11 protein-coding genes are annotated in these 12,979 nt (G+C 43.0%); 5 read left to right on the forward strand and 6 right to left on the reverse strand.

The genetic code is table 11. The features are described from left to right. Window positions 1-42: 42 nt before the first annotated feature. From DWW70_RS03910 to DWW70_RS03920, 3 genes are all read right to left on the reverse strand, one after another. Window positions 43-615 (reverse strand): chromate transporter, encoded by a 573-nt coding sequence (locus DWW70_RS03910; protein WP_118016709.1) that lies wholly within the window; start codon window positions 613-615, stop codon window positions 43-45. Continuing rightward, window positions 615-1,253: a chromate transporter gene (locus tag DWW70_RS03915; protein WP_118016710.1), complete on the reverse strand. Its 639-nt coding sequence runs from the start codon at window positions 1,251-1,253 to the stop codon at window positions 615-617. The genes DWW70_RS03910 and DWW70_RS03915 overlap by 1 nt, the downstream gene beginning before the upstream one ends. Before the next feature lie 134 nt (window positions 1,254-1,387). Further along, the gene (locus DWW70_RS03920; protein WP_055223825.1) at window positions 1,388-3,043 is read right to left on the reverse strand and encodes a putative polysaccharide biosynthesis protein; all 1,656 of its coding nucleotides are present in this window, start codon (window positions 3,041-3,043) and stop codon (window positions 1,388-1,390) included. Window positions 3,044-3,212: 169 nt separating this feature from the next. Here DWW70_RS03920 and DWW70_RS03925 point away from each other — a divergent pair, with 169 nt between their 5' ends. Beyond that, entirely contained in the window at window positions 3,213-3,398 is a 186-nt protein-coding gene (locus DWW70_RS03925; protein ID WP_015533181.1) for a DUF4250 domain-containing protein, read from the forward strand. 70 nt (window positions 3,399-3,468) lie between these two features. On the opposite strand, the gene DWW70_RS03930 is transcribed toward DWW70_RS03925, so the two are convergent. Next, window positions 3,469-5,118 (reverse strand): AI-2E family transporter, encoded by a 1,650-nt coding sequence (locus tag DWW70_RS03930; protein ID WP_243017649.1) that lies wholly within the window; start codon window positions 5,116-5,118, stop codon window positions 3,469-3,471. Window positions 5,119-5,382: 264 nt separating this feature from the next. Here DWW70_RS03930 and DWW70_RS03935 point away from each other — a divergent pair, with 264 nt between their 5' ends. Both DWW70_RS03935 and DWW70_RS03940 read left to right on the forward strand, forming a co-directional pair. Further along, window positions 5,383-5,829, forward strand: a complete 447-nt coding sequence (locus tag DWW70_RS03935; RefSeq protein ID WP_015533182.1) for an NfeD family protein — start codon at window positions 5,383-5,385, stop codon at window positions 5,827-5,829. Window positions 5,830-5,882: 53 nt separating this feature from the next. Beyond that, window positions 5,883-6,839: an SPFH domain-containing protein gene (locus DWW70_RS03940; protein ID WP_022217199.1), complete on the forward strand. Its 957-nt coding sequence runs from the start codon at window positions 5,883-5,885 to the stop codon at window positions 6,837-6,839. A gap of 323 nt (window positions 6,840-7,162) precedes the next feature. Here the strand turns inward: DWW70_RS03940 and DWW70_RS03945 are convergent, their stop codons facing one another. Then, on the reverse strand, window positions 7,163-7,801 hold the full coding sequence (locus DWW70_RS03945; protein WP_022217198.1) for a sugar O-acetyltransferase: 639 nt from the start codon (window positions 7,799-7,801) through the stop codon (window positions 7,163-7,165). Window positions 7,802-8,026: 225 nt separating this feature from the next. Beyond that, a complete protein-coding gene (locus DWW70_RS03950; protein ID WP_022217197.1) occupies window positions 8,027-10,315 on the reverse strand; it encodes a hydratase in 2,289 nt (762 codons plus the stop codon). A 507-nt stretch (window positions 10,316-10,822) separates the two neighbouring features. Here DWW70_RS03950 and DWW70_RS03955 point away from each other — a divergent pair. Both DWW70_RS03955 and DWW70_RS03960 read left to right on the forward strand, forming a co-directional pair. Next, window positions 10,823-11,530, forward strand: a complete 708-nt coding sequence (locus tag DWW70_RS03955) for a LytR/AlgR family response regulator transcription factor (RefSeq protein ID WP_022217196.1) — start codon at window positions 10,823-10,825, stop codon at window positions 11,528-11,530. Then, window positions 11,530-12,813, forward strand: a complete 1,284-nt coding sequence (locus DWW70_RS03960; protein ID WP_238050442.1) for a sensor histidine kinase — start codon at window positions 11,530-11,532, stop codon at window positions 12,811-12,813. Before DWW70_RS03955 ends, DWW70_RS03960 begins: the two co-directional genes overlap by 1 nt. Window positions 12,814-12,979 lie beyond the last annotated feature (166 nt).

Consider the following 12,979-nt stretch of genomic DNA (forward strand, 5'->3'; position numbering starts at 1 on the left):
TCTTCACATTACAATTTAATTAAAATTATAATATGCTTTCACTCATATCAGATATCTGCCAGCAAGCCCCACGATCACCTGCATCCCGCCGGAAAGCAGCATCACCCACACAGGATTCAGTTTGAATTTTCTAAGCAGAACAACACTCACCGCAAATATCACCACGAGATTCCACTTAGTTCCAGCGATACTTATCATGTCAATCCCAGACCAGACCGCCGTGACAAATATCGAAACACCCGCTGATGCGATCATCGCCACAACCGCAGGTCTTATTCCTCCGAGCAGTTCCTGAAGGATGTCCTGTTTGCGGTATTTCAGATAAAGTCTTACTATGACTGTGACTATGATACATGAAGGAAGTATACATCCGAGCGTGGCAACCACCGCGCCGACATATCCAGCCACCCGGAGTCCCACAAATGTCGCCGAATTGACCGCTATAGGGCCTGGAGTCATCTGGGATATAGTGATCAAATCCGTGAACTCCGACATGGTCATCCACCCATGTATCTTCACTACCTGTCCCTGTATAAGCGGCATGGCGGCATAACCTCCGCCGAAACTGAAGAGTCCTATCTGGAAGAAACTTAGGAACAACTGCAAATAGATCATTATTCCATCCCCCCTTTGTCGGGATGGTTTTCAGGATTTCCGTCAGAAGTATCCTCTGTCTTTTTATGCCCATGCCCTCTTCTTTTCTCCAGCTGTCCTCTGCAAACGCCGACAAGTCCACAGACAATTACTATGAACACGACATTTATCTCCAATATGTAGGATGCAACAAATGCAGCTATCATAAACAATATCCCCAGATCATCCTTCTGCTTTACTATGTCTGCTCCCATATCATATGTCACTGATGCAATGACCGCAGCTACACCGGCCTGCATTCCCTCCAGCATCTCACTGATCACCCAGTTAGTCCTGAACGCGCTGTAACAGTAAGATATGATGGATATGATGACAAATGGCGGTATGATCGTTCCGATTATGGCCACCAGTGCCCCTGCCATGCCGCACAGTTTATAGCCCACCGCTATCGCTCCATTTACTGCGATAGGTCCCGGCGACGATTGGGATATAGCCACAAGATCCAGCATCTCGTCCTGCTCTATCCAATGGTTTTCATCCACAAACTTTTTCTTCATAAGTGAAACGATGACGTATCCACCCCCGAAGGTAAAGACGCTCAGATATAATGTTGTTATGAATATCTTCAGAAGAGTCCTACTCTTTTTTCCTCTTTCCATAATATACCTTTCTCGTGAAAACGTTTTCACGTTCCAGATACAAGTATATTCCTATTCGAGAAATTTTGGAAACATTTTTTATATAAAAGGGGCAGACACCTTAAAGTGCCTGCCCTGATCTGTATACATACATTTTATTTTATCAGTCTGAACTTCTTCGCAAACCTCACAATAAGACCTCCCTTAGGCATATTGAGAAGTTCCTCCTCCGTATATCCTCCGGCTTTGAGTATAGCCACCGCATAGAATATGATCGCCACAAATACTGCAACAAACATCGCGATCACCCAGTTGCCGAGAAGCTTCCTGCAGCCCTCATATACAATGATCGTAACAACACCCATGAAGATAGATGCTATAGTAGGTGCAACGTATATTCGCCTGTTGTCCATCTTGCCGGTCTTGTACTTTGTGAGCGAACGCTGGTTGAATATACATATGAGCAGTGAGTTCACTATCGAACCAAATACCAGTGCATAAAGTGCCCAGTCTGTGCAGTACAGCATAACCACAAGAACCACCACATGTATCACCAGTGCAAGGGTGGCATTGATAACCGGTGCCATCACCTTACCCATGGCCTGAAGCACACTGTTGGTTACAGTTGACTGTGCAAAGAACACTATGGATATGAATCCAAGATACATACATTTGGCTGCCATCGGATCCGCACCTGAGAACAGGAGCTGTATTATAGGCTTAGCCAGGACTCCCATTCCAACCGCACATGGTATGGTGACCAGCATGGACATGCTGAGCGCCTGATTCAGGAGTTTATTGGTTTTCTGCATGTCATTTCTTGCATACGCACCGGATATTCCCGGAATATATGCGATTCCAACTGAAGCTGCTATGGCAAGCGGAAGGTTCGTGAGAACTGTATACTGTCCTGAGTAAATTCCATACAGCTTTGCCATCTCCAGGGAATCCATGCCCTTCATCTTCATGACCACATAGAATACCTTCATGTCTATAGGTGTGAGCACGTTATACACCACTGCTGCCACCACGATAGGTGTGACTGTGGCGATGATTATTCTGAACAGCTTTCCATAGGATTCCGTGTCAGGACTTGTATCGTTCTTCACAGACTCCATGATACCCTTTCTTCTTCTCGCATAAGCGAACAGTATGAATATCAATCCTCCAAGGACTCCGGCACCTGTACCCATGGCACTTCCGGCAGAACCATACTTTGCATGCTCGGTTGTTCCAGCGGCAAATGGCTTTGCAAGCATATACGCAGCGACGATACTGACTACTGCATTTGCAAGCTGCTCTATGATCTGTGATATAGATGTAGGCACCATCGTGTTGTACGCCTGCAGATATCCTCTGAATATTGCAAGAAAGCCCGATATAAATATAGTAGGGGCAAGTATCTTAAGACTTAAGACTGCATTTGGCTGGTCACTTACAAACCATTCGGCTCCAAAGTACGTGATCAGTGCCGCCACAGCACCCGCTATGACTACATATATAAATGTACAGTAGTATATACGTCTGGCACTCTTGTACTGTCCCATAGCTATCTTACCGGCAACAAGCTTCGACACTGCTGTAGGAATACTGTATGTGGCGATCATTATGACCATGGCGTATATTGCATACGCTGAACCATAATATCCATTTCCCTCATCTCCAAGTATCTGATACAGAGGTGATCTGTACAGAAGGCCGATGATCCTCGACACGATTCCGGCTCCCGCCAGGATTCCTGCCTGAAGCGCCAGATTACTTCCCTTTCCTGATAGCTTTCCTTTCTTTGCCGTACCGGTATTTGTACTCATATCTAACTCCTTATTGCCATTTCTAAATCACTGTTGTAAAATTCAATTTGTATCTTTGATATATATCACAAACTATATATATACCAATTTTATGCAGTTAATTCAACCATAATATTTATAAACACGATGCATATTATGACCAAATATACCACAAGGAGGAACTTTAACAATGGAATACTCTTCACTTCCAAAGGATCCTATGGTGCTTCTCAGCTTCATCAACACGAAGCTCAGAGATGACTATCCAAGTCTTGACGAGCTCTGCAGCTCACTATGTGTAAATGCAGATGATATCAAGAGTAAGCTCGCATCCATCGACTATTCATACGATGCAGAAAAGAACAGATTTGTGTAAAAGCAAATCTGTTCTTTTCTCTTTTGTCAGACAGGGACAGCATCTGCTTTCCCCGTGCTGATATTATGTTTTATTTCTCCTGATTCCCGGAAATTTTTTTATCACTCTCCGGTTTTGCCTGACCATTTCCAACTTCTTCAGCGTCATCTTTGCTGTCAGCTTCCTTATCAGGCTCTGCATCACTTCCTACTATATTATTTGCAAGCTTTTCAGCGTCCGCCCTGCTGGCCACGCTCTTCATAACATGCATGAATTTATCAAATATACTGATAGGATCATCATCTGAATCATCGTCATCCTGAGACTGATCATCTGCATGCGCAGTGCCAGACTTCACATATTCATCATCTGGAAGATCTGATGGGTACTGAAGCATATGCTGCTTCTGCTTGAGCTTCCTTTTGTTCTCACGCTCTGCAAGCTTCTGCTCCGGCGTCTTCTTCTTGAACCTTATATCCTCTTCTTCCTCAGTTATATATATCGGCTCTCCCGTCTCCTCATCTATCCTGCGAATCTTCTCATACTCGGATGTCTTGAACGCAAGATTCTTCTCCTGCAGCTTTGCAGTGCATGTCCTGTTGATGTACATGTAACAGCAGGCAAATACAGGAACTCCGAGAAGCATTCCAAAGAATCCGAACAAACCGCCGCCAACTATGACCGCTGTGAGCACCCAGAAGCTTGAAAGTCCTGTGGTATCTCCGATGATCTTCGGTCCGAGGATATTTCCATCAAACTGCTGCAGTACAAGTATAACAATGAGCAGCACAAGACTCTTTATAGGATCTGCAATGAGCACGATGAAGAAACATGGCACAGCTCCTATGATAGGTCCGAAGAACGGTATGACATTTGTCACTCCAACGATAACACTTATCAGAACCGCATATGGCAGATTGAGTATCGTTGATACTATGAACATGATCATTCCTATAATAAGTGAATCAAGTATCTTTCCGTTTATAAACTGACCAAATATCCTGTTCATCTCTGAAAGTCCGTCAAGGATAGTATTTGCATTCTTCACCTTGAATACCGCATATATTATCTTCTTTCCCCTTGAAGCAAGATATTCCTTGTTTGCCATCACATATATCGAAGCAACAATGCCTATAAGGAAATTGTACAGGAACTTAAGTCCTGAGAACACTCCACTTCCTATGTTCACCACGATCTTGTCCACATTTGGCATGATCTTGGTATTCAGCATATCCTGAACCTTGAGATATGCATTGTTCATATACTTGTTGATCTGATCCTCAGGTATATTGAGCTTCTGGAACTTCTCATTTATATTCTCCACCATCGTCTGAAGGTTGGAATAATAGGTATCCATGTTGCCCACAAGCTGCTTGATACTGTCGTAGAGCTGAGGAACCACCAGCCACACTATTCCGGTTATGATTCCAAGGAACACTATGGTAGTTAAAATAACCGACAAAGTTCTCGAAACCTTGAACAATTTTTTCTTATCCGATATGACTCTCTCCTGGAATATCGTATGAAATAATCTGTCGAAAAAAACAAGTATCGGGTTCATGAGAAACGCAATGACTGCGCCCACTATGATCGGTGCAAATGCACTCGATATCTTGTCAAGTATCGCACGAAATCCCGACCATTGCTCCAGTATCTTATTAAAAAGGAGTCCGACAACGATTATTCCTATGACCGCCAGACTTATGTTGAGAATTCTTTTCTTCTTATTATTAACAGCCAACTTCTTCTCTCCCATTCTTTAGCATGTGTTTATTATATTAGTTTTTCCAAACCTGTTCAATACAGCTTACGCAAAATTAACCATACATTTATCACTTAATCTCATAAATTTTATAATTCGTGCATATAATGCACTTTAGGGGATAGTATGTTCAGAAAATTTATGTTGTTTACCCTACTGTTTTTTAGTAAAATGAGAACTAGCCAAGGGCAAATGCGAAAAGTATCGCATACCAGGATTTCCTAAACGAGGGAGGTGTTCTATATGAATTGGGAGATTGCAACCTGGCTTATCATATTTGCCGTATGTCTCATTGCTGAGATCATATCGCTTGGACTTACAACCATCTGGGCATGTGGAGGAGCCCTGGTGGCAATGATCATCGCTTTTTTCAGCGGATCGCTGCCACTACAGATCGTTGCATTTCTTGTTGTCACCACTATTCTTTTCTTCACGACAAGACCGATTGCCAAGAAGCATCTTGACAACCAACTGGTGAAGACAAACGTAGAAAGTCTTATCGGCAAACACGTTATCGTATCTGCTGACATAGACAATCTCAAGTCCACCGGTCAGGTCTTGATCAACGGAGTTGAGTGGACAGCAAGATCCAAACATGGCGATACCATTGAAACCGGAACCGAGGTCGTGATCGACGAGATATCCGGAGTCAAAGCAATCGTAGAAAAGGCAGGAAAGCCGGCAATATAAAGCTAAGGGCTTATCAGCTTAAGACACACACATTTTTAATTAAGGAGATTATTATGGACGGAGCAGGAATTTCACTTATTATCATTTTATGTCTGATCGTAATCGTTATTATTTGCAGTACGATCAAGATCGTGCCACAGGCACACGCTTATGTAATTGAGAGACTTGGAACATATCAGGCAACATGGTCTGTTGGACTTCACATGAAGATGCCTGTTATCGATAAGGTAGCCAAGAAGGTTACACTCAAGGAGCAGGTTGTTGACTTCGCTCCACAGCCGGTTATCACAAAGGATAACGTAACAATGAGGATCGACACAGTCGTATTCTTCCAGATCACAGATCCTAAGCTTTTCAGCTACGGAGTTGAGAATCCTATCATGGCCATCGAGAACCTGACAGCTACCACACTTCGTAACATCATCGGTGATCTCGAGCTTGACCAGACACTTACATCAAGAGAGACCATCAACACCAAGATGAGAGCAACACTTGACGAGGCTACTGATCCTTGGGGAATCAAGGTCAACAGAGTAGAGCTCAAGAACATCATCCCTCCTGCAGCTATTCAGGATGCCATGGAGAAGCAGATGAAGGCAGAGCGTGAGAGACGTGAGCAGATCCTCCGTGCTGAAGGTGAGAAGAAGTCAGCCATCCTCATCGCAGAAGGTAACAAGCAGTCAGTCATCCTTGAGGCCGAGGCTGAGAAAGCTTCTCAGATCCTCCGTGCTGAGGCTAAGAAGGAAGCAACTATCAAGGAAGCCGAAGGTCAGGCACAAGCTATCCTCGCTGTACAGCAGGCAAATGCAGATGGTATCAGAGCACTGAATGAGTCAATGCCTACAAATCAGGTCATCACTCTCAAGAGCCTGGAAGCATTTACAAAGGCTGCAGACGGCAAGGCTACCAAGATCATCATCCCATCAGAGATACAGGGAATCGCAGGTCTCACCTCTTCTATTGTAGAGGTTGCCAAGAGCACTGAAGCTGCTGCCATATCAAAGCAGTAACATATCAGACTATTACAAATAAATAAGACAGATATTAAAAGACGTGCATGAAAGTTCTTTTTGAAGAATCTTTCGTGCACGTCTTTGTAATTACTATTTGTATTTTTCTGTCATCATGATCACTGCGGAAGTTCTATCCACACAGATTTGATATTCTCTCCTGACTCAACATCATTCAACTGATATACGATCTGCACCTTTCCAGTCCTGCCCTTTTCTACCGATACGATCATATAGCTGTTCACCATAGACATTGGAGCCAGCGAGCCCTCGCAGTTTCCACCTTCTGTATGTACCCTCCATCCTCAACTGAATATACCTCATCAGTCATTCTTGCTCACATTGTTATACTGGAAGAAATCAATCCTGTGATCCTTGAAATAATATTTTGCATCACGCTCATTCACTTCCCTGAGTACCTTACACGGATTACCCACAGCTACAACATTCGATGGGATATCTGTGGCAACCATACTTCCAGCTCCTATGACGGTGTTATCACCTATAGTTACCCCCGGAAGTATCGTAACTCCTGCACCTATCCAGCAGTTCTTGCCTATTGTTATAGGTGCATTGTACTGATAGCCCTGTTTTCTGAGCTCAGGATTTATTGGATGTCCCGCTGTTGCCAGAGTTACATTTGGTCCAAACATGGTGTAGTCACCAACGTAAATATGTGTGTCATCCACCATTGTAAGGTTGAAATTCGCATATATATTGCTGCCCCAGTGAACAAATTTGCCGCCCCAGTTTGCATGGAGTGGTGGCTCTATATAGCAGTTGTCTCCTATCTCCTCAAACATCTCCTTGAGCATCTGCTGACGCTTGACCATCTCTGTTGGTCTGGTCATATTGAAGTCATATAATCTGTCCAGACACTTTATCTGCTCTCTGGCGATATCCTCATCGCCCGGAAGATAAAGCTCACATGTGTGCATCTTTTCCAGCTCTGATTTTCCCATTGTAAATACCTCCTGTATTTTATTTTTGTCTTCATAAACCCGCCATGTTGTAAATCCGTTTCTTTTTGACATCGTGGATTATCACATCATGATCACACTGGCTATATGAAAGCAACAGGCACCACCAAGCCGCACTAAAGCGCCCATGATGATGCCTGTTATATCGTCGTATATACATTATATTCAAATGTACATACATGGCGCACTCGGCACCATATATATCATTTAGTTGTACTTGTAGTAATTGATGAGGCAGCCATCTGTTATGATCTGTCTCTCATCGTCTGTGAGTTCTCCAAGTCTCAGCTCTATCTCAGCAAAATCCTTGTTCACAACATAAGCCTTGATGACCTCTGTCTTGTTCTTCACAGCATCCTTGATTCCTGGGATGAATACATAATCGTCATTGTCAAAGTCAAAATCCTTATCAATGACAAATGGAAGCATACCCCAGTTGATAAGGTTTGATCTGTATCTCTTTGTAGCGTACTCCTTTGCAATGTTTGCCCATCCACCGAGAACCTTCTGGCATGATGCAGCCTGCTCACGGGCTGAACCGTCACCTGGCTTAACAGCATAAATGGTACTTCCAACACCTGTGTTGCTTCCGCATACGTCCTCAAACTTCTCCTTGATGGCATGCATAACTTCCTTGACCTCTGGGAATGCCTTACCCATGCACTCACCTGCCTCACGAACCTTCTCTACAGCCTGGATAGCCTTCGCTCTTCCAACGTACTCAGGATCCTTTCTTGACAGAGTGAACTCTGCAAGTCCAAGAGGATTTGATCTGTATGATGAAGTCTCTCCTGATGGGATAAGCTCATCTGTTGTTGTTACAGGATCATGTATAACTGATGCCACCTTGAGGAGAAGGTTGTCTGTAAGAGGAACCATCTCAGGCCAGTCCTTGATGTTTGGACCAAACTTGATCTCAACCGAAGGATCAGCCTTTCCAACACCGTTGTAAACTCTTCTGTCGTATATAGCCTTGTCGAAGAAATACTTTGGATGTGTGTACTCTATATCTGCAAGGTCTGTTGCTGATGTCAGATAGCCCTTGTTGGCTGCAGTTGCTGCGATAGAACGCGCATCCATAAGCGCAACAGATGAGATCTGACCATTCTGTATCTTTGAACCCTCTCTGTTAGGGAAGTTTCTTGTTGAATGTCTGATGGAGAATGCATTGTTGGCAGGTGTATCACCGGCACCAAAGCAAGGTCCACAAAATGCTGTCTTAACGATAGAGCCTGTCTCGATGAGATCAGCCAGGACACCGTTCTTTGCGAGCTGCATATATATAGGTGTACTTGCAGGATATACTGACAGTGTGAACTCGTCAGCGCCTATGCTCTTGCCTCTGAGGATATCAGCCGCATCGCAGATATTCTCATATCCACCACCGGCACATCCGGCGATGATTCCCTGCTCAACATACAGCTTGCCATCTCTTACCTTATCCTTGAGTGTGAAGTCGACCTTGCCGTCAAGGCTTACAAGTGCACGCTTCTCAACATCATCAAGGATATCCATGAGGTTGGCATTCAGCTCGTCGATGGTGTATGTGTTGCTTGGGTGGAATGGCATAGCTATCATTGGCTTAACTGTTGACAGATCTACATATACGACTCCGTCATAGTAAGCCACATCGCCAGGATTCATCTCCTTGTATGCCTCACTTCTTCCGTGAATGTCATACCAATCCTTTATCTTGTCATCTGTCTTCCATATTGATGACAGACATGTTGTCTCTGTTGTCATAACATCAATACCGATACGGAAATCTGCTGAGAGCTTGTCAACACCAGGACCAACGAACTCCATGACCTTATTCTTGACATATCCGCAGCCAAATGTTGCTCCGATGATGGCAAGTGCCACATCCTGAGGACCAACCCCCTTCTGTACCTCTCCGTCGAGATAGATTGCGATAACGCCCGGCTTTGCAACATCGTATGTCTTACACAGGAGCTGCTTTGCGAGCTCACCGCCGCCCTCTCCAATAGCCATAGTACCAAGAGCACCGTAACGTGTATGTGAGTCTGATCCAAGTATCATGGCGCCACACTCTGCCAGCATCTCTCTTGCAAACTGATGGATGACCGCCTGATGAGGTGGTACATACACGCCGCCATACTTCTTCGCACATGAGAGGCCAAACATATGGTCATCCTCATTGATGGTTCCACCTACGGCACACAGTGAGTTGTGACAGTTTGTAAGTACATATGGTATAGGGAACTCCTTAAGACCTGATGCTCTTGCTGTCTGGATGATTCCTACAAATGTTATATCATGTGAAGTCATCTTATCGAATTTGATCTTAAGATTCTCCATATTGTCAGATGTGTTATGCTTAGCCAATATTCCGTAAGCAAGTGTGTTCTTTGATGCCTCTTCCTTTGATGGAGCACTGCCAAGCTTTGATGCGAGAACCGCACCTGCCTCAGCATTATCCTCAACCAGCTCTGTACCATGTAACAGATAAGCACCGTTGTCAAATAATTTAATCATACTCTTCCTCCTGGTAATAGCTTTTTGTCATTTATGGAATTGCACACAGATGTATACAAAACCCCATGTTTCTCTACATCATACCATATTATTTTCAAATTTTAAATAGTATTATATTACAGCTTAACGCAAAAAATCTGCCATACATGCTCAGGCACATATGGCAGATCCTATGCATCAAATTGAATATACTGTACAGATACCCTTAACCGAAATACCTGTACCTGATACATCCTATCTGACACTATATAATCAATCTCCCCTCAGAGTTAATTATTCTCTGTTACATACACTATACTATTTGTATAATTTTTCCAATAGTTTTTACAAAAATCGACACAAACGACGCGTATAACAACCTGAACGACATAAATTTTCGTGTACAACACACATATACTTTAATTATACCTATTGTAGAAATTCCCATTTGTATGATAGAATGTTCCTGATATGTTAATAATTTAAGAGTTTTGTTTATCTATCAATTTTTCACAGGAGTGTTTGATTATGAATTTTCTGATTGTTGAGGATGACAATATCCAGCTTACCGGCTTAAAACATATAATTGAAGAAGAGTACGCAGACGCTGTTGTCAACACTGCATCAACTTACAACGATGCCATAACAATAATAGATTCATTTGATATTGATATCTTTTTACTGGACATTGATCTCGGTGGAGGAAAGACCGGATTGGATGTATGTGGTTATCTCCGAAGAATTCCCAAATACAATGACACACCTGTCATCTTCATCACCGACATCACCGTTCCAAACCTTGATGTCATCAACAAGTATCATTGCCAGTATTATTTCTCAAAGCCTTATGACAGAATCGATGTCGTAGGAGGGATCAACTCGGTGCTCACACAGCCTGACGACCAGACATCAAGGATCCGCGTAAAGGATATCCAGGGAATACTTTTCCATATAAGCATGGATGAAATAATTTATGTATGTGCATCCGGCCACCACAAGCACATTTTCACATCCGACGGCGATTTTATCGTCACCAACCCGACCTTCGAGTCAATTTTGCAGGCTGCTGGTGATGTACCTCTGGTCAGATGCCACAAAAGCTATTACTTCAATCCCGACTACATACAGAGCTACGACAGATCCAATTCACTTATAACGCTGAAACTGGCTCAAGAATCCATACCGGTCGGGCGCAAATACAAAACTATTATAGAAACTTACCAGGAGAACAGATAATGGCTGCATATTTTGATTTTCTTTCCAAGATACTGTTTGATACCTTTGTATTTTTAGTATTCTTGATGGCGATATATAATGTAAAATTTTCCCAGATAGCAAAGAGACTTCCACCTTTGCTTCTGCTGACTTTACCAGTCTCTCTGATTGCCACAGTTACAGACTCCATGTTAATATTCACACTGATAACATACATATACTGCTTTGTATTCTACTCTCTGGTATTCCGATATCCGCCGATGAAGATCATAACGGGATACGCAATTACACTTATCATCATGACTATACTGAACCTCATCCAGATGGTTGTCATCATGCAGTTTACGGACAATCCATTCACCAACACTTCAACATATATAACCGAAGCCATGGCTTTCATCATAGCTATACTTTTATACAAATTCGGACATATGGATAAGCTGTACGATGCTCTTATAGTGAAAAATCAGGTATCCAGGAATATAATACTCGCAGTATTTGCCCTCATGGTATCTATGGTTTTATACCAGCGTATATCCCCTAAGGACTTCATGAATATATTTATGACTTTCCTGTTTATAGTCATACTTATCCTCATTTTATACTCGGGAATGTACAAGAACTATATGAGCCTCAGAGAATCCCGGAAGCAACTACAGTCATATGAACAGTATCTTCCTATTATAGAGGATCTGATAGATCAGGTGCGCATGAGACAGCATGACTACAACAATGAGCTTCAGGCCATCAGCATGCTGCCGATCAGTTACACTGATTATGATTCCCTCGCTGCTGCCCTTTCAAATGAGCTGGATACCTCCTGCAATGACCATGTCATCAAGAATTCGTATCTTCTGAGGATCAACATGAAACTGATCGCAGGTTTTCTGTTCAGCAAGATGAACCTTGCGCAGGAGCATAATATCAATCTGGATATAGATGTCAAAAATTCCACACTCACATCCAAGGCAGCGGAATTTGAGCTTCTGGATGTCATGAGCATTCTGGTGGACAATGCATTTGACGCAACTGAAGACGGAGGTATGATAAAAGTCATCATAGACTCTGACGGCAAGACTACCACCGTGGAAACCTTCAATGCCGGATCGCAGCTCACCGCGGAAATGCGCAAGAACTTCTTCGCAAAGGGCTACTCGACCAAGCCTCTGAAGGATGGAGCTTATTCCAGAGGTATCGGACTTTACAAGCTGAAACAGCTCACATCCAAGTACCATGGTGAAATACTGTTGGACAATCAGACGGTGGATGGACAGAACTGTATCCACTTTGTCGTCAGCATATAATAAATTTTATGATTCCAAATGCTTTTTTATAGTTTTCAGATAACTTATCCCATCGTTAAATCCAACATTTTTAGGTATTTCTGTTATCCGCGTTAAATTTTTTTGTTTTTCGACTTATTTCCTTAATTTTATTCTTTACTTATTATCTATAAATGGTATAATCAAA

Source organism: Coprococcus sp. AF16-5, assembly GCF_003479365.1.
Classification (GTDB): domain Bacteria; phylum Bacillota; class Clostridia; order Lachnospirales; family Lachnospiraceae; genus Coprococcus; species Coprococcus aceti.

Bases quoted from the DNA above. Each gene is read 5' to 3' on its own strand.
- DWW70_RS03935 (WP_015533182.1), top strand. From the start codon at position 5,383: ATGAATTGGGAGATTGCAACCTGGCTTATCATATTTGCCGTATGTCTC.
- DWW70_RS03920 (WP_055223825.1), bottom strand. From the start codon at position 3,043: ATGAGTACAAATACCGGTACGGCAAAGAAAGGAAAGCTATCAGGAAAG.
- DWW70_RS03910 (WP_118016709.1), bottom strand. From the start codon at position 615: ATGATCTATTTGCAGTTGTTCCTAAGTTTCTTCCAGATAGGACTCTTC.
- DWW70_RS03955 (WP_022217196.1), top strand. From the start codon at position 10,823: ATGAATTTTCTGATTGTTGAGGATGACAATATCCAGCTTACCGGCTTA.
- DWW70_RS03950 (WP_022217197.1), bottom strand. From the start codon at position 10,315: ATGATTAAATTATTTGACAACGGTGCTTATCTGTTACATGGTACAGAG.
- DWW70_RS03925 (WP_015533181.1), top strand. From the start codon at position 3,213: ATGGAATACTCTTCACTTCCAAAGGATCCTATGGTGCTTCTCAGCTTC.
- DWW70_RS03915 (WP_118016710.1), bottom strand. From the start codon at position 1,253: ATGGAAAGAGGAAAAAAGAGTAGGACTCTTCTGAAGATATTCATAACA.
- DWW70_RS03960 (WP_238050442.1), top strand. From the start codon at position 11,530: ATGGCTGCATATTTTGATTTTCTTTCCAAGATACTGTTTGATACCTTT.
- DWW70_RS03945 (WP_022217198.1), bottom strand. From the start codon at position 7,801: ATGGGAAAATCAGAGCTGGAAAAGATGCACACATGTGAGCTTTATCTT.
- DWW70_RS03940 (WP_022217199.1), top strand. From the start codon at position 5,883: ATGGACGGAGCAGGAATTTCACTTATTATCATTTTATGTCTGATCGTA.